General features: G+C 65.0%; 22 protein-coding genes. 10 read left to right on the top strand and 12 right to left on the bottom strand.

Translation table 11 applies throughout. The features are described from left to right. Positions 1 to 102 precede the first annotated feature (102 nt). A complete protein-coding gene (era, locus tag ACODR8_RS13490) occupies positions 103 to 1,011 on the top strand; it encodes a GTPase Era (protein WP_217672363.1) in 909 nt (302 codons plus the stop codon). Positions 1,012 to 1,253: 242 nt separating this feature from the next. Here era and topA read toward each other — a convergent pair whose 3' ends face one another. The 3 genes from topA to plsY form a co-directional block, all read right to left on the bottom strand. After that, positions 1,254 to 3,842: a type I DNA topoisomerase gene (gene topA / locus ACODR8_RS13485; protein ID WP_489007723.1), complete on the bottom strand. Its 2,589-nt coding sequence runs from the start codon at positions 3,840 to 3,842 to the stop codon at positions 1,254 to 1,256. Between the two features lie 180 nt (positions 3,843 to 4,022). Further along, on the bottom strand, positions 4,023 to 5,105 hold the full coding sequence (gene dprA, locus ACODR8_RS13480) for a DNA-processing protein DprA (RefSeq protein ID WP_489007722.1): 1,083 nt from the start codon (positions 5,103 to 5,105) through the stop codon (positions 4,023 to 4,025). After that, positions 5,102 to 5,701, bottom strand: coding sequence for a glycerol-3-phosphate 1-O-acyltransferase PlsY (gene plsY / locus ACODR8_RS13475; protein ID WP_489007721.1), 600 nt, complete (start codon positions 5,699 to 5,701; stop codon positions 5,102 to 5,104). The genes dprA and plsY overlap by 4 nt, the downstream gene beginning before the upstream one ends. A 151-nt stretch (positions 5,702 to 5,852) precedes the next feature. Here plsY and ACODR8_RS13470 point away from each other — a divergent pair, with 151 nt between their 5' ends. From ACODR8_RS13470 to hemA, 3 genes are all read left to right on the top strand, one after another. Further along, a complete protein-coding gene (locus ACODR8_RS13470) occupies positions 5,853 to 6,302 on the top strand; it encodes a hypothetical protein (RefSeq protein WP_489007720.1) in 450 nt (149 codons plus the stop codon). A 51-nt stretch (positions 6,303 to 6,353) separates the two neighbouring features. Continuing rightward, positions 6,354 to 7,157, top strand: coding sequence for a glutamate racemase (murI, locus tag ACODR8_RS13465; protein ID WP_489007719.1), 804 nt, complete (start codon positions 6,354 to 6,356; stop codon positions 7,155 to 7,157). Between the two features lie 140 nt (positions 7,158 to 7,297). Further along, positions 7,298 to 8,524: a 5-aminolevulinate synthase gene (hemA, locus tag ACODR8_RS13460; RefSeq protein ID WP_217674892.1), complete on the top strand. Its 1,227-nt coding sequence runs from the start codon at positions 7,298 to 7,300 to the stop codon at positions 8,522 to 8,524. Positions 8,525 to 8,583: 59 nt separating this feature from the next. Here hemA and ACODR8_RS13455 read toward each other — a convergent pair whose 3' ends face one another. Further along, a complete protein-coding gene (locus tag ACODR8_RS13455) occupies positions 8,584 to 9,252 on the bottom strand; it encodes a class I SAM-dependent methyltransferase (RefSeq protein WP_489007718.1) in 669 nt (222 codons plus the stop codon). Beyond that, a complete protein-coding gene (locus ACODR8_RS13450; RefSeq protein WP_489007717.1) occupies positions 9,249 to 10,481 on the bottom strand; it encodes a BtaA family protein in 1,233 nt (410 codons plus the stop codon). The genes ACODR8_RS13455 and ACODR8_RS13450 overlap by 4 nt, the downstream gene beginning before the upstream one ends. 149 nt (positions 10,482 to 10,630) lie before the next feature. Between ACODR8_RS13450 and ACODR8_RS13445 the strand changes: the two genes are divergently transcribed. The 3 genes from ACODR8_RS13445 (at position 10,631) to ACODR8_RS13435 (ending at position 14,143) form a co-directional block, all read left to right on the top strand. Beyond that, a complete protein-coding gene (locus ACODR8_RS13445) occupies positions 10,631 to 11,626 on the top strand; it encodes a ligase-associated DNA damage response exonuclease (RefSeq protein WP_489007716.1) in 996 nt (331 codons plus the stop codon). Between the two features lie 127 nt (positions 11,627 to 11,753). After that, positions 11,754 to 13,337: a cisplatin damage response ATP-dependent DNA ligase gene (locus tag ACODR8_RS13440; protein ID WP_489007715.1), complete on the top strand. Its 1,584-nt coding sequence runs from the start codon at positions 11,754 to 11,756 to the stop codon at positions 13,335 to 13,337. A gap of 458 nt (positions 13,338 to 13,795) precedes the next feature. Next, positions 13,796 to 14,143 (top strand): GFA family protein, encoded by a 348-nt coding sequence (locus ACODR8_RS13435; protein ID WP_489007714.1) that lies wholly within the window; start codon positions 13,796 to 13,798, stop codon positions 14,141 to 14,143. 73 nt (positions 14,144 to 14,216) lie between these two features. On the opposite strand, the gene ACODR8_RS13430 is transcribed toward ACODR8_RS13435, so the two are convergent. After that, on the bottom strand, positions 14,217 to 14,780 hold the full coding sequence (locus tag ACODR8_RS13430) for a fasciclin domain-containing protein (RefSeq protein WP_489007713.1): 564 nt from the start codon (positions 14,778 to 14,780) through the stop codon (positions 14,217 to 14,219). Positions 14,781 to 14,983: 203 nt separating this feature from the next. On the opposite strand from ACODR8_RS13430, the gene ACODR8_RS13425 reads away from it, so the two are divergent. The 3 genes from ACODR8_RS13425 (at position 14,984) to ACODR8_RS13415 (ending at position 18,807) form a co-directional block, all read left to right on the top strand. Beyond that, entirely contained in the window at positions 14,984 to 16,189 is a 1,206-nt protein-coding gene (locus ACODR8_RS13425) for a saccharopine dehydrogenase family protein (RefSeq protein ID WP_489007712.1), read from the top strand. Between the two features lie 104 nt (positions 16,190 to 16,293). Then, on the top strand, positions 16,294 to 17,466 hold the full coding sequence (locus ACODR8_RS13420; RefSeq protein WP_489007711.1) for a carboxynorspermidine decarboxylase: 1,173 nt from the start codon (positions 16,294 to 16,296) through the stop codon (positions 17,464 to 17,466). 150 nt (positions 17,467 to 17,616) lie between these two features. Continuing rightward, on the top strand, positions 17,617 to 18,807 hold the full coding sequence (locus ACODR8_RS13415; RefSeq protein WP_489007710.1) for a type III PLP-dependent enzyme: 1,191 nt from the start codon (positions 17,617 to 17,619) through the stop codon (positions 18,805 to 18,807). Between the two features lie 329 nt (positions 18,808 to 19,136). Here the strand turns inward: ACODR8_RS13415 and ACODR8_RS13410 are convergent, their stop codons facing one another. From ACODR8_RS13410 to ACODR8_RS13385, 6 genes are read right to left on the bottom strand one after another with little or no spacing between them, the layout of a single operon-like run. Then, positions 19,137 to 20,342, bottom strand: coding sequence for a class I SAM-dependent RNA methyltransferase (locus ACODR8_RS13410; RefSeq protein ID WP_489007709.1), 1,206 nt, complete (start codon positions 20,340 to 20,342; stop codon positions 19,137 to 19,139). Further along, the gene (locus tag ACODR8_RS13405; protein WP_489007708.1) at positions 20,339 to 21,724 is read right to left on the bottom strand and encodes an NAD(P)H-hydrate dehydratase; all 1,386 of its coding nucleotides are present in this window, start codon (positions 21,722 to 21,724) and stop codon (positions 20,339 to 20,341) included. The genes ACODR8_RS13410 and ACODR8_RS13405 overlap by 4 nt, the downstream gene beginning before the upstream one ends. Then, positions 21,721 to 22,089 (bottom strand): hypothetical protein, encoded by a 369-nt coding sequence (locus ACODR8_RS13400; RefSeq protein WP_489007707.1) that lies wholly within the window; start codon positions 22,087 to 22,089, stop codon positions 21,721 to 21,723. Before ACODR8_RS13400 ends, ACODR8_RS13405 begins: the two co-directional genes overlap by 4 nt. Further along, a complete protein-coding gene (locus ACODR8_RS13395; protein ID WP_489007706.1) occupies positions 22,086 to 22,802 on the bottom strand; it encodes an N-formylglutamate amidohydrolase in 717 nt (238 codons plus the stop codon). The genes ACODR8_RS13400 and ACODR8_RS13395 overlap by 4 nt, the downstream gene beginning before the upstream one ends. Then, the gene (locus ACODR8_RS13390) at positions 22,799 to 23,674 is read right to left on the bottom strand and encodes a 4-(cytidine 5'-diphospho)-2-C-methyl-D-erythritol kinase (RefSeq protein WP_489007705.1); all 876 of its coding nucleotides are present in this window, start codon (positions 23,672 to 23,674) and stop codon (positions 22,799 to 22,801) included. The genes ACODR8_RS13395 and ACODR8_RS13390 overlap by 4 nt, the downstream gene beginning before the upstream one ends. Next, on the bottom strand, positions 23,661 to 25,280 hold the full coding sequence (locus ACODR8_RS13385; protein ID WP_489007770.1) for a tetratricopeptide repeat protein: 1,620 nt from the start codon (positions 25,278 to 25,280) through the stop codon (positions 23,661 to 23,663). The genes ACODR8_RS13390 and ACODR8_RS13385 overlap by 14 nt, the downstream gene beginning before the upstream one ends. Positions 25,281 to 25,292 lie beyond the last annotated feature (12 nt).

Raw genomic sequence — 25,292 nt, 5'->3', positions numbered from 1 at the left:
AAGCCGGGATCCCGCTTTTCTTCTTCCACGCCGGACCGAAGAAGCGGGATCCCGGCTTTCGCCGGGATGACGAAATTGCCGTAGGCAAACGGAGTATATTTGTTGGAAGTTTCAGAAACCAATCAGCGCTGCGGCGTCATTGCCGTTGTCGGCGCGCCCAATGCGGGCAAGTCCACGCTGGTCAACGCGCTGGTGGGACAGAAGGTGGCGATCACCAGTGCCAAGGCGCAGACCACGCGCACCCGCGTGATGGGCGTCGCGATAGAGGGCGACGCGCAACTGGTGCTGGTGGACACGCCCGGCATTTTTGCGCCCAAGCGGCGGCTGGACCGCGCCATGGTGCAAGCGGCCTGGGGCGGCGCGCAGGGCGCGGACCTGATTGCGATGGTGGTGGATGGCAAGGCGGGCCGTGGCCCCAAGCTGGAACCGATCATCGAAGCGCTCAAGCATCGCACCGAACGCAAATGGCTGATCCTCAACAAGGTGGATATCGCCATCAAGGAAAAGCTGCTGACCCATACCCAGGTGCTGAACGACACGCTGGGTTTTGACGAAATCTTCTTCGTATCCGCCGCGACCGGCGATGGCCTGCCTGAACTGAAAGCAGCCTTCGCCGCCGCCATGCCGCAGGGACCATGGCATTTTCCCGAAGATCAGGTTTCGGACGCGACAGACCGGATGCTGGCGGCGGAAATCACCCGCGAGCAGCTGTATCATCAACTCCATGCGGAACTGCCCTATGCCGCCGCTGTCGATACCGAACAATATAAGGAACGGCAGGACGGATCGGTCGAAATCCACCAGCAAATCCTGGTCGGCCGCCCGACCCAGCGCGCCATCGTGCTGGGCAAGGGCGGGCAGCGATTGAAGGAAATAGGCTCAAAAGCGCGCGAGGAGCTGGCGAACCTGCTGGGGGTGAAGGTCCACCTCTACCTGCACGTAAAGGTTAAGGAAGATTGGGAAAATGACCGCGGCATCTACCGCGATATTGGGCTGGACTGGGTGGAGTAAGAGTTCCCCACCACCGTCATCCTGACGAAAGTCAGGATCCATTCGGCGCTACGCTGCTTATTCTCGTAGCGCTGCCCCGAATGGATCCCGCACCAAATGCGGGATGACGGAGTGCGCGCTGGCAAGCTTCGCTCCGCCCACCACCGCCGTCATCCCGCACTTGATCCGGGATCCAGGGTGGCTCGCGCAGTGCGTGCCGCCCTGGATCCTGACGTTCGTCAGGATGACGATTGCGGAGGAATCTACTCCGCCGCCGCCACCTTCTTCTTCGCAGGCGCCTTCTTCGCAGCAGGCTTTTTCGCTGCGCTATCGGCCTTGGATGTGGCCTTCTTCGCCGCCGCCTTCTTGGGCGCGGCTTTCTTCTTCGCGCCCTTCTTGGCCGGCGCCGCCGCCGCGCGCGCGTCGATCAGTTGCGCGGCTTCCTCCAGCGTCAGCTGATCCTTGTCCACCGTCTTGGGCAGGGTCGCATTGGTCGTGCCGTCGGTGACGTAAGCGCCATAGCGGCCCTCCATCAGCTTGATCTCCAGCTCCGTGCGCGGATGCGCGCCCAGCACCTTGAGCGGCTCCCGCCCGGCGCTGCGCGGCCCACGGTTGGCGGCCTCGGCGAGCTTCACCACCGCGCTGTTCATCCCGACCTCGAAAATCTCCGAGGTGGATGACAGCCGCCCATATTTGCCGTCATGCAGCAGATAGGGTCCGAACCGCCCGATATTCGCCACGATCGGCTTGCCCGTTTCGGGGTGCAGGCCAATTTCGCGCGGCAGGCTGAGCAGCTTGACGCCCCAGTCGAGCGTCAACTCGCCATCGGGCAGATCCTTGGGGATAGACCCGCGCTTGGCCTCCTTGCCCTCGCCCATTTCAATATAGGGACCAAAGCGGCCAGACTTCTTGACGATATCCTGCCCGGTTTCGGGATGCTTGCCCAGCACCTCCGGCCCCGTATCCTCGCCATCCTTGCCACCCGGCTGGCCGAACTTGCGGGTATATTTGCATTCGGGATAATTGGAGCAGGCGATGAACGCCCCGAACCGTCCGCCCCGCAGCGACAATTGCCCCTCCGCGCAGAGCGGGCAGGCGCGCGGATTGCTGCCGTCGGCCTTGGGCGGAAACAGCATCGGCTCCAGAAACTTGTCGAGCGCAGCGGTAATGTCGCTCGGCTTCTGCTCCATAACCTCGGCAGTCTTGGGCTTAAAATCCTTCCAGAAGGCTTCCAGCACCGCCTGCCACTGGGCGCGACCACCGGAAATATCGTCCAGCTCGTCCTCAAGCCCCGCCGTGAAGTCATAGGAGACATAGCGCTCGAAGAAGCGCTCCAGGAAAGCCGTCACCAGCCGCCCGCTTTCCTCGGCGAAAAAGCGGTTCTTTTCGATCCGCACATAGTCGCGGTCTTTCAGCACCTGCAACGTCGAGGCATAGGTGGACGGACGCCCGATCCCCAATTCCTCCAGCCGCTTGACGAGGCTGGCTTCGGAATAGCGCGGCGGCGGCTGGGTGAAATGCTGCTCGGCGCTCACCTTCTTCTTGGCGGGCGCATCGCCCTCGCTCATGCGCGGCAACAGCTTGCCGTCCTCGTCATCGCTATCGTCGCGACCTTCCTCATATAGCGCCAGGAAGCCGGGGAAGATCACCACCTGCCCCGTTGCGCGCAGCGTATGCGTGCCGGTGGCGTCGTTCATGTCGATGGTCGTGCGTTCCAGCCGCGCCGACGCCATCTGGCTGGCCAGCGCCCGTTTGAACACCAGATCATAGAGCCGCGCATGATCGCCGCTGCCCACCTTGTCGCGCGAAAAATCGGTCGGACGGATGGCCTCATGCGCTTCCTGCGCATTCTTCGCCTTGGTCTGGTAGATGCGCGGCTTGTCCGGCACATAGCCGCCATCATAGCGCTGCGCGATCGCGGCGCGGGCGGCGGAAATGGCGCTGCTGTCCATCTGCACGCCGTCAGTCCGCATATAGGTGATCGCGCCATCCTCATAGAGTTGCTGCGCGATCCGCATCGTATGGCTGGCGGAAAAGCCAAGCTTGCGCGCGGCTTCCTGCTGGATGGTCGATGTCGTAAAGGGCGGCGGCGGGTTGCGGGTGAGCGGCTTGGTCTCGACCTTCTCGACCGTAAAGCGCCCGGCCTCGACATCGGCCTTGGCCGCCATCGCGTCGCCCTCGCGACCGATCGTCAGCCGCTCGATCTTCTCGCCCTTCCAGCGGACGAGCCGCGCGGTAAAGGCAGTGCCGTCCTGCTCCATATCGGCCGCGACCGACCAATATTCCTGGGGGGTGAAGCTCTCAATCTCCCGCTCCCGCTCCACCACCAGCCGCAGCGCGACCGACTGCACCCGGCCCGCCGACTTGGCGCCGGGCAGCTTGCGCCACAGCACCGGCGACAGGGTAAAGCCCACCAGATAGTCGAGCGCCCGGCGCGCGCGATAGGCGTCGATCAGATCCTCGTCCAGCGCGCGCGGCTTGGCCATTGCGTCCAGCACGGCGGCCTTGGTGATCGCGTTGAACGTCACCCGGTCCACCACCGCAGGCAGCGCCTTCTTGGCGCGCAGCACCTCTTGCACATGCCAGCTGATCGCTTCCCCTTCGCGATCAGGGTCAGTCGCGAGGATCAGGCGTGTGGCCTGCTTGGCCGCGTCGCTGATGGCTTTGAGCTGCTTGCCCTTGTCGCCATAATTTTCCCACTGCATCGCAAAGCCGTCATTCGGGTCCACCGACCCGTCCTTGGCGGGCAGATCGCGGATATGGCCGTAACTGGCCAGAACATGAAAATCCCCGCCCAGATATTTCTCGATGGTCTTGGCCTTGGCAGGCGATTCGACGATGACAAGCTGCATTTACGGCCCCGAACTTTGATGCCTCACACGTACGCGCGAGTCTGGAAGGCGATGACGGCGGGCGTCAAGCGGTGCGTGTGATTAGGGGAGATGTGAAACAAGCGCCAGCCCCTTGGCTCTGCCGTCATGCCAGCCTCTATCCCGTCATTGCAGCCTTCGCTGGCACGACGGGATTGATGATCACCGCAAACTCACCCTTCCACCCGCCAGCCGGTCCAGCCGCTCGGCCAGTTCCAGTTCCAGCAGCACTGTCTGCACCACCGCCGGACTAAACCCGCTCAGTCGGATCAGTTCATCCACTGGCACCGGCGCATGGCCCAGCAGCGCGATGACCGCGCTACGCTCACTCGCCGCAACGTCGCTGGACACCGGTTCGCCTGCAAAGTCGAAACTGCCCTGCCGCACCATGCGGATGTCGATGCTGCCCACCGCCTCCAGCACATCGTCGGCATTCTGGATCAGCGTCGCGCCTTCGCGGATCAGCTGGTTGCAGCCCTGCGCGCGTGGGTCGAGCGGCGATCCCGGCACGGCCATCACCTCCCGCCCGGCCTCGCCAGCCAGCCGCGCGGTGATGAGCGATCCCGATTTGGGCGCAGCCTCCACCACGACCGTGCCTACCGCCAGTCCGGCGATGATGCGGTTACGCGCGGGGAAATGGCGCGCCAGCGGTTGCACGCCGGGTGGATGCTCGGTTACCAGCAGGCCCGCCTCTGCAATCTGCGCCTGCAAATCGCGATTTTCGGGCGGAAACACGACGTCCAGCCCGCAGGCGATGACGCCGATCGTCCCGCTGGCCACTGATCCCTGATGCGCCGCCGTATCGATCCCCCGCGCCAGCCCCGATACGACCACCGCGCCCCGCTGCCCCAGATCCTGCGCCAGCGTCCGCGCGAACCGCACCGCCGCCGCCGACGCATTGCGCGCGCCGACCATGGCGATGCACTGCCCCGCCGCCAGCGCCGCGTCGCCCCGCACGATCAGTGCAGGCGGCGCGCCTTCAAACTGGTCGAGCAGAGCGGGATAGTCCGCGTCGCCCATCAACAAATAGCGCGCGCCCAAAGCCCGCGACGCGGCAATCTCCCGCTCGACTGCGCCCGCGTCAGCCACGCTAGCCGTGCCACCCCCGCGCGCCGCCAGATCGGGAATAGCGCGCAACGCCGCGCCCGCCGTGCCGAAACGCGCCAGCAACTGCCGGTAGCTGACCGGGCCGATCCGCGGCGATCGGATGAGCCGCAGCCGGTCGAACCGCTCCTGCTCGCTCACTCTTTGCTGGACCCGATCTTCGGTTCAGTCCCCTGCATCAGCCGCGCGATATTGGCGCGATGCCGCCACAGCAGGATCAGCGCCATGGCCAGCGCCACCGGGACCAGCTCGATCCGTCCCATGAACCAAAGGGCGACCGGCGCACTCACCGCCGCCGCCATCCCGCCAACCGACGACCATTTGGTACCAAACAGCGCGCCCAGCCACACCGCAGCAAAGATGCACCCGGCGGGCCAATGGAGCGCCGTCACCACGCCCATCATCGTCGCCACGCCCTTGCCCCCGGCAAAGCGCAACCAGACCGGATAGCAATGGCCGATAAAGGCCGCCGCTCCCGCCATCGGCCCGCCACCATCTATCAAAGCCGCGCCGATCAGCACCGCCGCCGCGCCCTTGAGCAGGTCCAGCAACAGCGTCGCCGCCGCCAGTCCCTTGCGCCCCGTCCGCAACACATTGGTCGCGCCGATATTGCCGGAGCCAATCTGCCGCAAATCGCCAGCGCCGGTAAAACGGGTCAGCAGCAGGCCAAAGGGGATGGAACCCAGCGCATAGCCAAGCAGCAGAACGAACAGGGGAAGCAGCCAGGGAGGTGTCATGGTCTCGCCGATAAAAGGGCAGATAAGATGGTCAGGCGACCATAGCGTGACAGGCGGCGCGGGCAATGGGCAAGCAGAGCGTCATAGCCACTTCGCTTGATTTGTGCCTGCATCGCCGTCATCCTTGCCGCACCCTCCCGCTGGACTTGCCATGACCGACAGCGCCTCGTTCGATCCCCTGAACAGCTTTGTCCACAACTGGACGGCCATGGCGCTGGCGCCGCAGAAGCTGTGGCAGTCGATCAATAGCGGCTGGTCCTTCGGCAATATCATCGTCAACGAGCAGAATTCGAGCGCGCCGCAGACCGAACAGGCGATCGTCGCGCAGGAAAGCTATGGACGGCAGATCGGCAAATTGCTCGACGCGGTCGATACGCTGGCCCAGCGGCAACCGGACTGGACGGGTACGGATTCGCTTAAAAATGTCGTGGAACTGAAGGAAAAGATCGACGGGGTGAAACTGGCCATGGCAGTCAGCCGCATCGAACAGTTGCGGAGCGACCTGGAACTGATGCGCGCCGCTGGCTCGAAAGACCAATATGACGCCTGTGTGGCGGCGCTGCGTAAGCTGCTGGCTGACCTGCCCGACGGGAAGGACTGAACCGAACGGGCGTTGACACCCTCGCCCGATCCCGCGACATGTCGCTCCATAATGACGGTCGCGCCACAAGCTCCCATCCTCTTTTTCGATTCCGGCGTCGGCGGGCTGTCCATCCTGGCCCCCGCTCGCGCACTAATACCGACTGCGCCGGTCGTCTATGCCGCCGACAGCGCGGGCTTCCCCTATGGCACCAAGAGCGAGGCGGAGATCGCCGCGCGGGTGCCGGCGCTGCTGGGGCGGTTGGTGGAGCGATATCGCCCGCGCCTGGCCGTCATCGCCTGCAACACCGCATCGACCATCGCCCTCAGCCATGTGCGCGCCGCGCTCGACATTCCGGTGGTCGGCACCGTTCCGGCGATAAAACCGGCCGCGTTGGCGTCCAGAACCCGTGTGTTCGGTGTGCTGGGGACCGACGCCACGGTGCGTCAGCCCTATGTCGATCGGCTGGCGGCGGAACATGGCGCGGATTGCATCATGCTGCGCCATGGCTGCGCTGCGCTGGTGCAACTGGCCGAAGCCAAGCTGCGTGGTGAACCGCTCGATCCCGCCATTGCCCGCGCCGCGCTGGCGGGCCTGACCGACCAGCCGGGCGGCGACCGGATGGATACCGTGGCGCTGGCCTGCACCCATTTTCCGCTGGTAGAGGCGGAACTGGCCGCCGCAGCGTCCCGTCCGCTGACCTTCGTCCATGGCGGCGAGGGGATCGCCCGGCGCATCGCCTTTCTGACGCAGGGCCAGCCCTGGCCTGACGCGCCAGCGCCGGGCATCGCCGTGTTCACACGGGTCGATGATCATGTCCGCGCGCTGGCCCCGGCGCTCGCCCGCTATGGCCTCAATCGGATCGAACAGCTTTGATTCCGTCTCTTGGACAAAAGGTCCAATATCACTGATCGGTATTTCTCCCTATGTCTGCGAACGGTTAGCGCTGGTAAAGCGCGCCATCTGCCGGTAAATGGCCGACCAAAGGATGCGGGTTGTCAAGGGATAGGGCGAGCGTGAACTACAAGCATATCTTTGCGCAGGCGATCGACCGTCTCCATGAAGAAGGCCGGTATCGGGTTTTTATCGACATCCTCCGCAACCGGGGTGCCTACCCCAATGCGCGCTGCTTTCACGGCCATAATGGCCCCAAGCCTATCACCGTCTGGTGTTCCAACGACTATCTCGCGATGGGCCAGCATCCCAAGGTCGTAGCGGCGATGGAAGAGGCGCTGCACGATGTCGGCGCCGGGTCCGGCGGCACCCGCAATATTGGTGGCAACACTCATTATCATGTCGATCTGGAAGGCGAACTGGCCGACCTGCATGGCAAGGATGCGGCTTTGCTGTTCACGTCGGGCTATGTCTCGAACGAGGCGACGCTGTCCACGCTGGCCAAGCTGCTGCCCGGCTGCATCGTCTTTTCCGACGAGCTGAACCATGCCAGCATGATCGCGGGCATCCGCAATTCGGGCTGCGAAAAGCGCGTGTTCCGCCACAATGATGTCGATCATCTGCGCGAATTGCTGGAGGCCGAAGATCCCGAAGCCCCCAAGCTGATCGCGTTCGAAAGCGTCTATTCGATGGACGGCGATGTCGCGCCGATCGCCGCGATCTGCGACCTGGCCGACGAGTTCAACGCGCTTACCTATCTCGACGAAGTCCATGCCGTGGGCATGTATGGCGCGCGCGGCGGCGGCATTTCGGAACGGGATGCTGTCGCGGACCGGCTGACCATCATCGAAGGGACGCTGGGCAAGGCGTTCGGCGTCATGGGCGGTTATATTGCCGCTGACCAGATGATCGTCGATGTCATCCGCAGCTATGCGCCCGGCTTCATCTTCACCACCTCGCTCTCCCCCGTGCTGGTCGCGGGCGTGCTGGCCAGCGTGCGCCATCTAAAGGGCTCCAGCGAGGAACGCGAGGGCCAGCAGGCGTCCGCCGCCCTGCTCAAGCAACTCATGGCCGAATCCGGCCTCCCCGTCATGGATACGGTCACCCATATCGTCCCGCTGATGGTGGGTGACCCGGTCAAGGCCAAGCGGATCAGCGACATTTTGCTCGCCGAATATGGCGCCTATGTCCAGCCGATCAATTACCCCACCGTCCCCCGCGGCACCGAACGCCTCCGCTTCACCCCCGGCCCCGCCCACACCGAAGCGATGATGCGCGATCTGGTGAAGGCGCTGGTGGAAATCTGGTCGCGCCTGGACCTGGAACTCGCGGAACGCAAAGCGGCGTGAGCGCCAAATCCTTCTCCCTTAAGGGAGAAGGATACGAAGCCTTGCCGAACGGAGTGAGGCTAGGCGAAGTTGGATGAGGGCATCTGCCCTATCGCGACCCCACCCCGCACCGCATAACCGCGATATAGCGCCCGCACGCTCGGCTCGCCGCCAACGTCCCGCGCAACCGCCTCGATCGCATCGCCCAGCACCGCGCGCGGGGTTACATGGAAACGCGCCAGCCAGCCGAACAGGGCCGCGCGCCAGGCCCCCGGCAGCCGCTCCTGCTGCCCGAAATCGACGACCTCCAGCCGCCCGCCCGGCGCGACACAGAGCGCGGCCTGGCGCAACGCTGCCTCCCAGTCGGGGATCATCGACAGCGCATAGCTGATGAACACCCGGTCGAACGTCGCCCGCCCGAGCAGCGCTTGCGGGTCGAAATCCACCGCGTCGCCCCGCGCCAGCCTGACGCGGCAGGCCATGCCCACCCGCTCCACAGCAATCTGCGCCGTACCCAGCATCGCCTGCGAAATATCGACGCCATAGAGCCGCGCATGGGGCCAGACCTTCCCCACCGCAATCAGGTTGCGCCCGGTGCCGCAGCCAATTTCCAGCACGCTGCCACCCGACGGCGGGGCCAGATCGGCGATCAGGCCATCCCGCCCCAGCAGATAATATTTGCGCGTGATATCATAGATATGCCGCTGCCACCGATAGGTGCCGTCCATCAACCGCCCATGGTCGCTCATTGCGCGTCCTTCAGCACATAGAGATGCACGCCGCCATAAATGGCCGACCGGTCGCGCGCGGTGTAATCGCGTGACGCATCGGCCTGATACGCCCACTGGTCCATCACCGCGTCCACGACCCGTCCGGGCAGGATGCTTGGCTCCCCTGCCGTGCGGAACAGCACCCGCGCGCCTGGTTTCGCCGTCCGCGTGATCTGCGCCCACAGCGCGTTCAGCTGATCGTCGTCCATCCAGTCCTGCGCATCGAGCAATATGTAGCGATCCGCCGACGCGGCGGGCTGTTCGCGCAGGAAATCGGTGAAATTGACGTGCCGCACATCGACCCGGTCCGCCCGCGCCCGCACCGCGTCATGATTGGCGGCCTGCAAATAGGGCGGCAACGGCCCCTCGCTTGCAGCGTCATTGGCGGCATAGCCCCGCCCGAACGCCTGCACCGCGAAATAATTATCCTTGAGATCAAAATCACAGGCCAGTTTTTTGAGACGCGCTTTCAACACCGCGTCCATCCGATCATCGCCCGCCAGCGCCTCGAACTGCGCGGGCGGGATGCCCAGACCAAAGAGCGATGCGGGCTGGCTGGTCAGCCAGCGCACAAATGCCTTGTCGAAAATCGGCGCCAGCTCCGCCTCGAAAATCACCCGCTGCTCGGCCAGCGTCGTGGCGTCCAGCATCCGCCGGGGATTGACGCCATGCAGCCGCGCCAGCAGATGCGCCGCACCGATGAAGCGCCCCAGCAGGCCATGCTTGTAAATGCCGCGCGCGAACCCGCCGATCCGCCGCCGCCCAATGAGGTCGCGCCCTTCCCAGTAACGCCGCGTCGCCTCGTCCAGATGCGGGGCCACCACGTCGCGATAGGCCGCGACATTCTCGCGGCTGTCCGCCTGCGCGAAGAAACGGTGAAAGGCCGCATGATCAGGCAATGTCCGCGCCGCCATCAGCTTCAATCGGTTGAGCGCGATATGCGCGGTATTCAGATCCACGGCGGTGATCTTCGCCGGATCGGCGGTCAGATAGGACAGGACATTGCAGCCCCCCGATGCGATCGTCACGACATGGCAGTCGGGCGTGATCGCCAGCGCCTCCATATCCACTGCCGGGTCCTCCCAAATCTGGGCATAGACCAGCCCCCGGAACGCAAAGGTAAAGGCCCGCTCCAGCAGCCCCTGCTTCGACAGATGACGGTGGCGATGCACCGCGCGCGTGATCTTTTTATGGGCCGGTGCCGCCATGCTGTTCAAGCCTCCTCGCTATCGGGTCGTGGCGTGGCCCATAGGGCAACTGCGCGTCGCCACCGTGACGATAGCGTTACGTCGGTGTGACTAGAATGTTGGGGACCAGCTTGCGGAACCGGCGGCGCTCTCACATCTTCTGGACCTATATGGCCCATTGGATCGAACCCCACCCCACCGGCATTTATGTCCGCCCTGCCGATGCGTGGATCGACCCGTCCGTCCCCCGCGAACGCGCACTGGTCACCCACGGCCATGCCGATCATGCGCGCGGCGGCCATGGCCATGTCTGGGCAACGCGCGAAACGCTGGCGATCATGGCGCTGCGCTATGGCACCGCGTCCGGCACCCCGGTCGGCTATGGCGAGGAAATCCGGCTGGGCGGCGTCACCATCCGCTATATGCCCGCCGGCCATGTGCTGGGATCGGCGCAGATCGTCCTGACCCATGCGGGCGAGCGGGTCGTCGTCACCGGCGATTACAAGCGCCGCGCCGACCCCACCTGCCTGCCGTTCGAGCCGGTCCCCTGCGACATCTTCGTCACCGAAGCGACCTTCGGCCTGCCCGTTTTCCGCCACCCTGATACGGGCAGCGAGATCGACCGGCTGCTCGCCGCGCTTCACGCCAATCCTGACCGCTCCGTGCTGGTCGGCGCCTATGCGCTGGGCAAGGCGCAGCGGCTCATCTGCGAACTGCGCGGCCGCGGTCACCACGACCCGATCTACCTCCACGGCGCAATGGAACGCATGTGCAATCTTTATGTCGAACTCGGTGTCGAGATGGGCGATTTGCGCCCAGCCACCGGCGTCGCGGCAAAGGATATGCGCGGCGCGATCATCGTCGCCCCGCCCTCCGCCCTCAACGACCGCTGGAGCCGCCGCCTGCCCGATCCGATCACCGCGATGGCGTCCGGCTGGATGCGCGTGCGCCAGCGCGCCCGGCAGAAGAATGTAGAACTGCCGTTGATCCTGTCCGACCATGCCGACTGGGACGAACTGACCGACACGATCCGCGAGGTGGCCCCCACCGAAACCTGGATCACCCACGGGCGCGAGGAAGCTTTGCTCCACTGGTGCATGACCCACCAGATCAGGGCGCGGGCGCTAGCACTGGTCGGGCGGGACGATGAGGAGGAGGAAGGGTGACCACCTTTTATAAGCCGTTCGCCCTGAGCCTGTCGAAGGGTATGGCTGAGCGAAGTCGAAGCCCCTTCGCTCCGCTCAGTAGAAGGCTTCGACTTCGCTCAGCCCGAACGGATCGGGGTGCCTCTCGATGAGACCCTTCTCCCAACTCCTCGACGCGCTCGTCTATACCCGCTCGCGCAACGGCAAACTCGCGCTGATCGCCGCCTATCTCCGCGCCGCGCCGGACCCGGATCGCGGCTGGGCGCTGGCTGCGCTCACCGGCAATCTGGACCTAAAGGCGGTCAAATCCTCCGCCATTGGTGAGATGATCCGCGCCCGCGTCGATCCTGTTCTCTATGAAATGAGCCGCGACTATGTTGGCGACCTTGCCGAAACCGTCGCCCTGCTCTGGCCCCCGCCGCCTGGCGAACCGCCCGATCTGGACGATGGCACGCTGACGCTCGCGACCGTGGTCGATCGCCTCCACGCCACCAGCCGCGCCGCCGCGCCCGATGCGCTGGCGCAGATGATGGACCATCTCGACGCCTCAGGCCGCTTCGCCCTGCTCAAACTCGCCACCGGGGGCTTGCGCGTCGGCATCTCCGCCCGCCTGGCCAAGACCGGCTTCGCGCAGGCGTTCGGCCTGGACGTCGATGATGTGGAACAGGTCTGGCACGCCCTCTCGCCGCCCTACACCGCCCTGTTCGACTGGGCCGAAGGCCGCGCCGCCCGCCCCGATCCGGCAGGAACACCCTTCTTCCGCCCGTTCATGCTCGCCCACCCGCTCGAAGCCGACAGCGTGGACTTGGCGGACTATGCCGCCGAATGGAAATGGGACGGCATCCGCATCCAGATCGTCGGCACGGGGAGCGACACCCGCCTCTACAGCCGCGCGGGCGACGATATCTCCGCCAGCTTCCCCGAAATCGCCGCCGCCTTCACCGGCCATGCCGTGCTGGATGGCGAGTTACTGGTACGCGGCGAGTTTCAGGGTGGAGAGGCTGCCTCCTTCAATGCCTTGCAACAACGGCTCGGCCGCAAGCTGGTCAGCGCGAAGATGCAGGCCGACTATCCCGCCTTCGTCCGCCTCTACGACCTGCTGCTAGAGGGTGAGGAGGATCTACGCGCCCTGTCATGGGCGCAACGCCGCGCCCGGCTCGAAGCCTATATGCCCAGTCTCGATACCACCCGCTTCGACCTGTCCGCCATCATCGACGCCGCCGATTTCGACGCCCTCGCCGACATCCGCGCCGGCGCCCGCGACGCCGCGATCGAAGGCGTGATGCTCAAGCGCCGCGACAGCCCTTATGTCGCCGGGCGCAAGGCGGCGCTCTGGTATAAATGGAAACGCGATCCTCTGACCGCCGACTGCGTCATGATGTACGCCCAGCGCGGCCACGGCAAACGCTCCTCCTTCTATTCGGACTATACGTTCGGCTGCTGGACGGCGGACGGAGAGCTGCATCCGGTGGGCAAGGCCTATAGCGGCTTCACTGACGAGGAATTGAAATGGCTGGACCGCTTCGTCCGCCAGAACACGGTCGCCCGCTTCGGCCCGGTGCGGGAGGTGGAAAAGACGCTGGTGCTGGAGGTGGCGTTCGACTCCATCCACGACAGTAAGCGGCACAAATCGGGCCTCGCCATGCGCTTCCCAAGGATCGCCCGTATCCGGCGCGACAAACCAGCGGCGGAGGCGGATACTGTGGAGGGATTGAAGAAACTGGTCCGCTGACCCGCTATCCCAACACCCGTTCGGGCTGAGCTTGTCGAAGCCTCGTCCTTCTTTGTAACGTAGCGAGAAAAGTGCGGCCCTTCGACAGGCTCAGGGCGAACGGATGTTGGGATCAGAAATTGAAGATTTGCGGCGCTACTTTTCTCCGCTACAACGCCGCATGACCCGGAAATCGTTGAGCAAGCGCGATCTAATCGTCGCGACCATATGTTATGCATTAGTATGGTTGACAATCGTATTTCTCGTGGCTCTCATAACCGCGCATTGCCCAGAGCAACGCTGTCGTATCCGCCAAGATGCCCAATGGAATTTTGCGGTTTGGCTGGGGGTCTGCTTATACCCTATCTTCATCTGGATATCTCGCAGACGCATTTGGCGGACATGATGTCAGCCATTTTGCTAAACTAATGCTGTTTTCCTTATTTCCTTGAAGTTAGTCCGACGAAGGAACCCACCCCATGCCCTACACCGGACACTGCCACTGCGGCGCAGTCACCTTCACCGTCGCCGCCGACGCGCCGACCGAAGCGATGACCTGCAACTGTTCCCATTGCCATGCCAAGGGGCTGGTCCTCACCTTCGTCCCTGCCGACCAGTTCATGATCGACAGCGGCGCAGACCATGTGACCGACTATCATTTCTACAAGCACGCCATCACGCATCAATTCTGCCGCACCTGCGGAACCGAGCCCTTTGCGCTCGGCCAATCCGCCACGGCACCGATGCGCGCGATCAACCTGCGTTGCGTCCCGTCGATCGACATCGACGCTCTGACCATCACCAAGGTCGACGGCGCGAGTTTCTAACCCGCAAAACAAACGGGCCGATGGCAAGGGGGCAGCCATCGGCCCGTCGGCCATCACATCATTTTGACAGGGATCAGGGCATCAATACCGTGTCGATGACGTGGATGACGCCGTTGGACTGATTGACGTCGGCGATGGTGATCTTGGCCGATCCGCCTTTCGCGTCGGTGACATACCAGTCATTGCCCTTCTGCCACACGGTCAGGGTTTCGCCCTGCGCGGTGGTCAGCACGGCCTTGCCGCCATTGGCCGCGGCCTTGGCGGCGATGTCCTTTGCGTTCATCTTGCCCGGCACGACATGATAGGTCAGCACACCGGTCAGCGCCGCCTTATTCTCCGGCTTCAGCAGCGTATCGACTGTGCCTGCGGGCAGCTTGGCGAAGGCGGCGTTGGTCGGCGCGAATACGGTGAACGGCCCGGCGCTCTTGAGCGTATCGACCAGACCTGCGGCCTTCACCGCAGCGACCAGCGTAGTGTGATCCTTGGAGTTGACGGCATTATCGACAATATCCTTGGTGGGATACATGGCAGCGCCGCCGACCATCGGGTTCTTGGCCATCTGCGCCTGGGCGATCCCGCCGCCGCTGGCCGTCAATATGATGCTGGCGAGGGCGATCGTCATGGGGGAAAATTTCATGGGGGGCATCCTTCTTCTATCTCCGCATCCCAAATAGTGTCGGGGTGCGGCGCTGATACGCCTGAGGCGGGCTGATGGATGCAGGCATGACCTAAAGGGCATGGGCGAAGATAAGGCAATTGCACTGCGTCTTTGCGCTGTCATCCCAAGCCCCTATATGGGCGCTTTCGCGGGACGCCCGCGCACAGCATATGGAGACGAGATTGAGCAAGGTTCTGGTCATCGGCGCGGGCGGCGTCGGGTCGGTCGCGGTGCATAAGATGGCGATGAACAGCGATATATTCTCGCACATCACCCTCGCCAGCCGCCGCATCGTCAGTTGCGAGAAGGTCGCCGAATCAGTGCTGGCCCGCACCGGCGTGACCATCGATGTGGCGCAGGTGGATGCCGACGATGTCGCCGCTACCATCGCGCTGATCGAGAAGGTACAGCCCAAGCTGGTCGTCAATCTGGCGCTGCCCTATCAGGATCTCAACATCATGGACGCCTGTCTGGCGACCAGGACCGACTATCTCGACACTGCCAATTACGAACCGCGCGACACGCCCAAATTTGAATATGGCTGGCAGTGGGCCTATCAGGACCGCTTCAAGGAAGCGGGCATCATGGCGCTGCTGGGGTCGGGTTTCGACCCCGGCGTGACCAGCGTGTTCGCCAGCTATATCAAGAAGCATCTGCTCGACACCATCGACACGCTCGACATTCTCGACTGCAATGGCGGCGACCATGGCCAGCATTTCGCCACCAACTTCAACCCGGAAATCAACATCCGCGAAGTGACCGCGCCGTCGCGTCACTGGGAAGGCGGGGAATGGGTCGAAGGCCCGGCGCTCAGCCACAAGCAGAGCTTCGATTTTGATCAGGTTGGTCCCAAGAATATGTACCTCATGTATCATGAGGAGCTGGAAAGCCTCGCCAAATTCTATCCCGAAATCAAACGCATCCGCTTCTGGATGACGTTCGGCGACGCCTATCTCAAGCATCTGGAAGTCCTCCAGAATGTCGGCATGACCCGCATCGACCCGGTCATCTATGAGGGCAAGGAGATCATCCCGCTCCAGTTCCTCAAGGCCGTTCTGCCCGAACCGTCGAGCCTGGGTTCGACGACAAAGGGCAAGACCAATATCGGCGACATCGCCACCGGCACCAAGGATGGCGTCCAGAAAACCGTCTATGTCCTCAACATCTGCGATCATGAGGATGCTTACGCTGAAACCGGCAATCAGGCGGTCAGCTACACCACCGGCGTCCCCGCGATGATCGGTGCGGCGATGATGCTGACCGGCGCATGGCGCGGCGAAGGCGTGTTCAACATCGAACAGTTCGATCCCGATCCTTTCATGGACATGCTCAACAAGCATGGCCTGCCCTGGCAGGTAAAGGAACTGGACGCGCCGCTGGCGTTCTGACACCCCGTCATCCCAGCGAACGCTGGGATCGCCCTTTTCTGTTGCGCCACAAAGAAGTGAGACCCCAGCTTTCGCTGGGGTGACGAGGTGGCGGAGGATGTTTCATGGAAACCAAAGCCGGCGATCCCGCCGCCTTCGCGCATTTCGACCTGTATCGCGTCCCATCCCCCGCCTTCGTGGTGGATGAGGCCGCGATCCGGCGTAACCTTGCCATCCTCGCCGATGTCCGCGACCGCGCGGGGATCAGGATATTGGGCGCGCTCAAGGCCTTTTCCATGTGGTCGCTGGGCAGCGTCGTGGGCGAATATCTCGACGGCGTCTGCGCGTCGGGCCTCTACGAAGCCCGCCTCGGTCGCGAGGAATATCAGGGCGAAGTCGCCACCTATTGCGCCGCCTACAAACCCGCCGACCTCGCCGAAATCCTGACCATTTCCGACCATGTCATCTTCAACAGCCCAGGCCAGATCGCCCGCTTCCGGCCGCAGATCGACGCCGCCCGCGCTGCCGGACATGTTTTCGACATCGGCCTGCGCATCAACCCGCAAAACCCCGAAGGCGAAGTCGCCAAATATGATCCGTCCCAGCCGCACAGCCGCCTGGGCTTCCCGGTCAGCCAGCTGACGCCCGATCATCTGACTGGTGTGGACGGCATCCATTTCCACAATCTGTGCGAACAGGATCTGGCCCCGCTGGAGCGCACATGGGCCGCGGTCGAGCCGCATATCCTGCCGCACATCTCCAGCCTCAAATGGCTCAATTTCGGCGGCGGCCATCACATCACCCGCGCCGATTACCAGCGCGACGACCTCATCGCCTTCCTCCAGGGCATCAAGGCGCAGACCGGCCTCACCCTCTATCTCGAACCCGGCGAAGCGATGGCGCTCGACGCGGGCATCCTTGTCGGCGAAATCCTCGACGTCATCGACAATGGCATGGAAGTCGCCATCACCGACATTAGCGCCACCTGCCATATGCCCGACGTGATCGAGGCGCCCTATCGACCTGCCATGCTCCATGAGCCCTCCGACGGCCCCGAAACGCGCCTGGGCGGACCGTCCTGCCTGGCTGGCGACATCATCGGCGACTATCGAATCCCCGGCGGCGCGGAACCGGGCGCGCGGATCGCCTTCCTTGATCAGGCACATTATTCGATGGTCAAGACCAACACCTTCAACGGCGTTCCCCTGCCCGCCATCTGGCTCTGGGACTCAACCACCGACAAACTCAGGGAAATTCGCACCTTTTCCTATCAGGATTTCAAGGCCCGCCTCTCTTGAGCCACGCTTCATGGCCCCCCGCGCAACAAAATTTACACATGCGCTTTACAGGGGGGACCCCTACGCATATAGCGACCGTCCGCTGCCCCATGGGACTTCCACCGCAAGGCAGCTTTTTATGCCCATGAACGACACTGGAGGTCCCTTGAATTGCACAAGCATCCTAGCGCGCTGGGGGTAGCGACCACCCTCACACCGGCAGCACCGGTAACGCTGATTCGCCCGCAGGCTGCGGCCCGCGCTGCCCGATTCTTCGTGGAGAAGTTTCCGGGGCGCTCGCTCTATGCTGTAAAGGCCAATCCCTCGCCCGATTTGCTTCGGACGCTGTGGGACAGCGGTATCTCGCACTTTGACGTCGCTTCCATCGCGGAAGTGCGCCTTGTCGCGGAAACTCTGCCGAACGCGAAGCTTTGCTTCATGCATCCGGTCAAGGCTGAAGAAGCCATTGCCGAAGCCTATGCCATCCATGGCGTGCGCACCTTCTCGCTCGACACGATCGACGAGCTGGAAAAGATCATGCGCGCCACAGGCGACGCAACCGATCTGGAACTGTGCGTCCGCCTGCGCGTGTCGTCGGAACATAGCGAACTGTCCCTCGCGTCGAAATTCGGCGCGGAACTGGGCGAAACCCGCGAATTGCTGATGGCCACCCGCCAGGCCGCCGATGCCCTTGGCATCTGCTTCCATGTCGGCAGCCAGGCGATGAGCCCACAGGCCTATAGCGACGCGATCGAACGGGTCCGCGCGGCGATCGTCGATGCGGCGGTCACGGTCGACATCATCGATGTCGGCGGTGGCTTCCCGTCGGTTTATCCGGGCATGGAGCCGGTCGCGCTCGAAAATTATTTCGACGCGATCCATCGTGGCTTTGAAAGCCTGCCGGTCAGCTATTCTTCCGAACTGTGGTGCGAACCCGGCCGGGCGCTGTCCGCCGAATATAGCTCCATCATCGTCCGGGTAGAGCGCCGTCGCGGCACCGAACTCTACATCAACGACGGTGCCTATGGCGCCTTGTTCGACGCCGCGCATATCGGCTGGCGTTTCCCCGTCGTGCTGCTGCGCGACGAGGAAAGCGACGCGGCGATGACCGGCTTTTCCTTCTATGGTCCGACCTGCGACGATATGGACCATATGGTCGGTCCGTTCATGCTGCCCGACGATGTCGCAACCGGCGACTATATCGAAATCGGGATGCTGGGTGCCTATGGCTGCGCCATGCGCACCGGCTTCAACGGCTTCACGGCGGAAACGGTGGTCGAGGTAGCGGACGAGCCGATGGCCAGCCTCTACGCCGAACCCGCGCCCGCCCGCCGTCGCGCGACTGTCATCAAGCTGGGCTAAAAGGCTCAAGCTCCCCTTTGGAGAGGGTGCCTGTCCCTCGCTGCATCCCCCCGCAGCGAGGGACAGTTTTTAACTGCCAAATCCTCACCTGGAAGAGAAGGGCTATCGCATATGGAACCCTGCTCACCTTAACTCGTCACCCTGAACTTGTTTCAGGGTCCATTTCTCGTCACGAGCGGCAGCTTTTGGCGCACGATGGATCCTGAAACAAGTTCAGGATGACGTTGAGAAATAAACGAAAGGTCATATGGGATTCCTCCGCACTACAAGGGGAGGTAGCGGGCCGAAGGCGTGGCGGCGCGGCGTCACCCTCGCGACAGGACAATGACTTATCGGCGGAATATCCCGACCATCTCGACATGGGTGGACCAGCGAAACTGGCCGACCGGGCGGACCTGATCCAGCCTATATCCGCCTGCCAGCAAGTGCGCAGCGTCCCGTGCGAAACTCGCCGGATTGCAAGACACATAGGCGATCACCGGCACGCCCGATGCAGCCAGTTGCATCACCTGTTCCCTCGCCCCGGCGCGCGGCGGATCGATCACCACGGCGGCAAAGCGGTTCAACTCGTCCGGCGTAAGCGGACGGCGGAACAGATCGCGATGATCCGCCACCATCCGCCGCTGCGCCCGCTGTCCCGCCAGCTTGAGCGCCAGCACCACGTCGCGCGCACCCTCCGCCGCATAGACCGGCCGCGCCGCGCCCAAAGCCAAAGCAAATGTGCCAAGCCCGCAAAACAGGTCGGCCACTGCGCCGATCTTCGGCATGGCGTCCCGCACCATCGCGACCAGCGCCGCCTCGCCATCGGGCGTGGCTTGCAGGAAGGAGAAGGGCGGGAACGCCACCGGCACGCCGCCGAACGTCACCGTCGCAGCCTCCGGCTCCCAGCGTGTCTGCGGCCCGTCGCCCTCGTCGATCGTCAGCCGCGCCAGCCCATGCGTCCGCGCAAAGTCGCCCAGCCCTTCGTCCGCCGCCAGCCCCTCGACCTTCACGCCCTCCAGCAGCAGGTCGAGGCCTTGGTCGATCAGCGACATGCGCACATGCGCCGCCCGCTTGTCCGGCAGGATCAGCCGCAGCAGCCCGCGCAATGGTGCCAGCAACGCGAACAGGCGCGGGTCCAGCACCGCGCACATCTGAAGGTCGATCAGCGTATGGCTGCCCGCTTCGGCAAAGCCGATGGTGATGGTCTTGCCCGCCCGCGCCGCGCGCAGCGATGCCCGCCGCCGCGTCATCGGTGGCGAAATATGCGGTGGCAGCACCGTTTGCGCCACGACGCCCTGCCCCGCCAGCGCGCCAACCACGCGCCCAGTGACGAAATCGGCCAGGCTCACTTCGTCAACATGCTGCAATTCGCACCCGCCACAGGTCGGGAAATGCAAGCAGGGCGGCTCGACGCGATGCGGCCCGGCGATGGTCGTGCCATCGGCCAGCAGCCGGTCGCCCGGCGCGGTCAGCGCGGCATGGCGGCCATCGGCGGTGATGCCATCGCCCCTGGCGGCGATGCGGATGATGATGTCTGGGTCAGTGTCGGTCACAATCGCGCGGCGATAGCCGCTGGCAGCGCGGCAAGCAAATCATCGGCGATAAAAGCCGCGCCCGCCCGCCGCGCAGCATCGCCATGCAGCCACACCGCCTCGCCCGCCGCGCGAAATGGATCGCGGGTCACCGCCAGCCGTCCGGCGACCAGCCCAGCCAGCACATCACCAGTCCCGGCGGTAGAGAGCCAGTGCGACGCGCCGGACGCCACCGCCACCCGCCCGTCGGGTGCTGCGATCACGCTGTCCGCCCCCTTGTAGATCACCACCGCGCCGCTGCGCTCCGCCGCCGCCCGCGCCCGGTCGATCTTGCTACCTGGCAGGTTCCCAAATAGCCGCACAAATTCGCCCTCATGCGGCGTCAGGATCGCACCGTCTGGTATCTGATCGACCCCGATCAGGGTCAGCGCATCCGCATCCAGCACCAGCGGATGTCCACAGCCCAGCACAGCATCGAGCCGCGCTCGCGCCACAGCGTCGCGCCCCAGACCCGGCCCGGCCAGCACCGCCGCCAGCCGCGCATCGTTCAGCCCATCGCGGAGCGCCTCGGCCGTCCCGGCCTCCTGCGTCACGATAGCGTCGGCCCCATGGCGCAGGTCATCCGCCGCCAGCCGTCGCACCATCCCCGCGCCCGATCGCGCCGCCGCCTGCGCCGCCAGCAGGCTTGCCCCGGCCATCGCGCCCCCGACCACAGCGACCAGCCCGCGCGTATATTTATGATCCTCCGCTCCCGGCGCGGCGAGACGAGGCGGCATCAGCCGATGAACCCTGTCCGACGCCGGAATGCCGATATCCGCGCAAACGAGCCGCCCGATATGCCCCGCCGCCGGATAGAGCAGATGCGCAGGCTTGAGCGCCCCCAGCGCGATACAGACGCCAAAATGCGGCACTGCCGACAGCAGCGCGCCGCTGTCCGTATCCACGCCGCTCGGCAGGTCGATGGCATAGCTGCGGCTCGCCGCCCCGGTCAGGTCGCACAGCCGGGCCGCCACCGCCGGATCAAGCCCCCGCGACAGGCCCGTGCCGAACAGCGCATCGACCAGTTGCGTCGCAGGCGCAGCCGTCGCCAACGTCTCCAGCGGCCCATCCCACGCCGCCAGCGCCCGGCGACTGGAGGTCGTGCCGCTTTCCCCCAGTGCCGCCACCCGAACAGGCACGCCCCGCGCGCGCAGCAGCCGGGCGATCACATAGCCATCGCCGCCATTATTGCCCGGCCCGCAGAGGATAAGCGTGTCGCGCAGGCCGCCTGCGCGCCAGATAATCTCCGCCGCCGCCGCGCCCGCTTTCTCCATCAATCCATAATCATCGACGCCCGCATCGAACAAAGCCTGTTCCGCTGCGCGCATCTGCGCGACGGTCAGGATCGGCGTTCCGGCACTCATGGCGCCGATCCGGCGACCTTTACGGGCAGGCGATAGCGATCGCCGCCGATGCGGATTTCGACCAGCCCGGCCTCGACGATCTGCAACTGCGCCATCTCCGCCCCGTCCGCCGCCTCAAGACCGCGCCCATCTGCCAGCACCCGGAAGCGGCGAAACCCGCCATCGGGATGGCGGATCGTCAATATCTCGCCCGCCCGCTCGATCAGGCAATCCCGCGCCCAGGCTGCATCCGCGCCGATCGCGCAATCCGCCTTGCCGTCATCAACTGTCCCCGTAGCCTGCTCTGGTTGCACCTCATTGCCCAGCTTGCCCGTTTCCCCGCCACAGGCCGCGAGCAACAGGCATCCGGCCAGTAAAAATCTCACGTCAAAGCCCCCCGGCACGCCAGCACCACCGGCCCCAAAATATCGGCAAAGCGCCGCTGTCCCGCTGCGTCCCCCACCAGATCCTGCCGCATCTCGATCCCCAGATAGGGGATGCCATTGGCCTCGGCATGGCGGTTCATCGTCGCGTTGAGTTGCTTGCCCGAATAGGGCAGCTGGTCTCCGACGATCAGCCCCGCCGCCTCCAGCAAAGGGATCGCGATCCGCGCGGCGCGATCATCCTCATTATAGAGCACGCCAATCTCCCAGGGCCGTTTCTGCCCCGGATCGCTGGCCAGATGCGGCGTAAAGCTATGCACCGACAGGATGAACGGCGCGGTCATCGCCGCCAACAGCCGCTCGACCTGATGATGATAGGGATGGTGAAACCGCACCATCCGCTGCGCCAGATCGGCGTCGCGATTGCCGGATATGGCATGGCCGTCGCTCATCACCGGCAACAGGCCCGGCGCATCCGCCTCGCGGTTAAGGTCGATCACCAGCCGCGACACCCCGCCCAATATCGCGGTGCAGCCCAGTTGCGCCGCCAGCAGCGCACTCACCTCCGCCACGCCGATGTCGATAGCGATATGATTGGCCAGCAATGCGGGGTCGATGCCCAGGTCAATATCATCCGGCACCCGCGCCGACGCATGATCCGCGATGATCAGTACGTCCAGCCCGCCACCGTCAATCTGAGTGAAAGCCTCGCTCATGCCGTCCTGATCCGCGTTTCCATCATCCACCAGTCGCGATGCGCCGCCTGCACCGCCATCGCCGCGTCGGCCATCGCCGCATCGCTGTCGAACAGCGCAAAACAGGTCGCGCCCGACCCGGACATACGCGCCAGCCGCAGCCCCTGATGCCCCTCCAGTGCGCGAAGCACCTGCGCAATCACCGGTGCCGCTGCCATCGCGGGCGCTTCCAGATCATTGCGCCCCTGCGCCACCAGCGCCTCCAGACTCGCCGCATCGAGCGGCCCGCGATCCACCCGGTCCCAACCGCTGAATATCTGTGCCGTCGAAACGCCAACCCCCGGATTGACCAGCAGCATCGCCATCCCCTCCAGCCCCTCGACAGGGTGCCGCCGAAGCCCTTCGCCGCGCCCCGTCACCATCTGCGTCACGCTGGCGACGCAGGCGGGAACATCGGACCCCAGATCGAGCGCCAGCCCAGCCAGTTCCTCTGCCTCGATCCGCACGTCCCACAACCGCGCCAGCAACCGCAGCGTCGCCGCCGCATCTGCCGACCCGCCGCCAATGCCCGACGCCACCGGCAAAATCTTGGTCAGGCGGATCGCCGCGCCGCGCTGCTCGCCCAGATAGGCCTGCAACGCCCGCGCCGCCTTCACCACCAGATTGCCCGGTCCCGCCTCCAGCGCCCCGCCGAACGGCCCGTCGATCACCAGATCGATCGCCCCGTCATCGGTCGCCACCGCGCTCAACCGGTCGCCATGCTCGGCAAAGGCGAACAGGCTTTCCAGCGCATGATAACCATCGTCCCGCCGCGCCCGCACATGCAGCGCGACATTCACCTTGGCATAGGCGGTTTCGATCATCAGGCCCGCGTCCAGATCAGGGTGCGGCATATTCTGGCTTCAATCCCTGCTCGACCTTCGCCGCGATCCGCGCCGCGCCATCCCCCTGCGCGAACAGCGATGCCGCTGCCCAGGCGTAGCGCGCCTCGTACCGTCGTCCCGCGCTCCACAGCGCATCGCCCAGATGTTCGTTGATCGTCGCATCGCCCGGCGCACCAGCCGCCGCCCGCTCCAGCACCGGCACTGCGCCTGCAACATCGCCAGTCACATAATGCGCCCAGCCCAGCGAGTCGGCGATCGAGGCATCCTGGGGTTTCAGCGCACTGGCCTTGCGGATCAATTCCAGCGCCGCCGTCACATTCTGCCGCCGCTCGATCTGCGCATAGCCCAGATAGTTCAGCACCATCGGCTCATTGGGGGCCAGCGCCGCTGCGCGCTCCAGCACGACCCGCGCCTCGTCCCAGCGCTTGCCCTGTTCCAGTGCGCTACCCTCGAACAGCAACAGCGCCCAGGGCAGTTCGCCCTCGCCATAGCCCGCCTGCGCCGCCCGGAACGCCGCCGCCGCGCCGTCAAAATCTTCCAGATCCGCCAGCAACCGCCCCAGCCGAACCTGCCTATCGCTTCCCGCGCCCGGTTCCGCCGCCAGCGATCGTGCCAGCGCCAGCGCCGCCTGCGTCTCACCCGCCCCCGCCAGCGCATCGACCAGCACCGCCTGGCCCAGCGCGCCGTACCAGCCATTGACCGGCACCTTCCGCGCCTCAGCCACGCCGCTCTGCGCCAGACCGCTCACACTCAGCAGCCGCGCCGCTGCCAACTGCGCCTCCGCCCCGGCCGGATCGGCAAAGGTCGCGATCCGCGCCAGCCGGATGCCCAGCCCCGTCCCGCTATGGTCGGCCGCCACATCGGCCGCCAGCCGCAACAGGAGCCGGGCATAGCCCTGTACCGGCGTGATAGCCGCCGCCTTCACCTTGCCCCGCGCCAGATCGGCCCGCGCCCGCGCAAACGCCGCTTCGCCCGGCGGCAACAGCATCAGCGCCTCGGCCTTCGCGCCCCGCCCTGCAAGTTGCGCCGCCAGCGTCAGCCGCAACGCCGCGCCCTCCCCGCCACGCAGCACGATCGCCCGCCGGATCGCCGGGACCGCCGCCGTCAGATCGCCGCGCCCCAGCGCCTGCAACGCCACATGCTCATCGACATAACGCTGCGCCAGAGCGGCATAACGGTCCTGCCCCGCCACCACCGGCGCGGCATAATGCCCCTCGCCCAGGCTGATCCAGCTAGTGATGATGGGCGCGAGGAAGGAGAAATTCCCTTCCTCCACCATCCGCGCCGTCAGCGTCCGCGCGCCCGTCCAGTCCTTGCGCCCCAGCGCCTCGCCAATCAGCAACAGCGTGCCGTCGCGCGGCAGCGCCCCCTGCGGCTCCAGCAACGCCGCCGATCGCAGCGCCAGCGCCCGGTCGCCGCTTTCCAGCGCCTGGACATAGGATCGCCGCGCCACCTCAACACTGGCCGGATCAAGCGTCAGCGCCGCGCGATAGCTGTCCACCGCCAGCCCCATCGCCCCATCCCCGTCGGCCAGCCGCGCCCGCGCATAGGCGTGCAGCGCGCCCTGGGGATCGACCGACGCCCCGGCGGGCATCGCCACCGGGACTGTCAGCAGGACGAACGGGAT

Source organism: Sphingobium sp. FG58 (assembly GCF_057809055.1).
This window is presented reverse-complemented; position numbering and strand designations above follow the sequence as displayed.

What these genes read in the sequence shown, in the direction of transcription:
- topA (WP_489007723.1), bottom strand. Translation starts at nt 3,842, where the DNA reads ATGCAGCTTGTCATCGTCGAATCGCCTGCCAAGGCCAAGACCATCGAG.
- plsY (WP_489007721.1), bottom strand. Translation starts at nt 5,701, where the DNA reads ATGACACCTCCCTGGCTGCTTCCCCTGTTCGTTCTGCTGCTTGGCTAT.
- ACODR8_RS13470 (WP_489007720.1), top strand. Translation starts at nt 5,853, where the DNA reads ATGACCGACAGCGCCTCGTTCGATCCCCTGAACAGCTTTGTCCACAAC.
- murI (WP_489007719.1), top strand. Translation starts at nt 6,354, where the DNA reads ATGACGGTCGCGCCACAAGCTCCCATCCTCTTTTTCGATTCCGGCGTC.
- ACODR8_RS13455 (WP_489007718.1), bottom strand. Translation starts at nt 9,252, where the DNA reads ATGAGCGACCATGGGCGGTTGATGGACGGCACCTATCGGTGGCAGCGG.
- ACODR8_RS13450 (WP_489007717.1), bottom strand. Translation starts at nt 10,481, where the DNA reads ATGGCGGCACCGGCCCATAAAAAGATCACGCGCGCGGTGCATCGCCAC.
- ACODR8_RS13445 (WP_489007716.1), top strand. Translation starts at nt 10,631, where the DNA reads ATGGCCCATTGGATCGAACCCCACCCCACCGGCATTTATGTCCGCCCT.
- ACODR8_RS13440 (WP_489007715.1), top strand. Translation starts at nt 11,754, where the DNA reads ATGAGACCCTTCTCCCAACTCCTCGACGCGCTCGTCTATACCCGCTCG.
- ACODR8_RS13435 (WP_489007714.1), top strand. Translation starts at nt 13,796, where the DNA reads ATGCCCTACACCGGACACTGCCACTGCGGCGCAGTCACCTTCACCGTC.
- ACODR8_RS13430 (WP_489007713.1), bottom strand. Translation starts at nt 14,780, where the DNA reads ATGAAATTTTCCCCCATGACGATCGCCCTCGCCAGCATCATATTGACG.
- ACODR8_RS13420 (WP_489007711.1), top strand. Translation starts at nt 16,294, where the DNA reads ATGGAAACCAAAGCCGGCGATCCCGCCGCCTTCGCGCATTTCGACCTG.
- ACODR8_RS13405 (WP_489007708.1), bottom strand. Translation starts at nt 21,724, where the DNA reads ATGAGTGCCGGAACGCCGATCCTGACCGTCGCGCAGATGCGCGCAGCG.
- ACODR8_RS13395 (WP_489007706.1), bottom strand. Translation starts at nt 22,802, where the DNA reads ATGAGCGAGGCTTTCACTCAGATTGACGGTGGCGGGCTGGACGTACTG.
- ACODR8_RS13390 (WP_489007705.1), bottom strand. Translation starts at nt 23,674, where the DNA reads ATGCCGCACCCTGATCTGGACGCGGGCCTGATGATCGAAACCGCCTAT.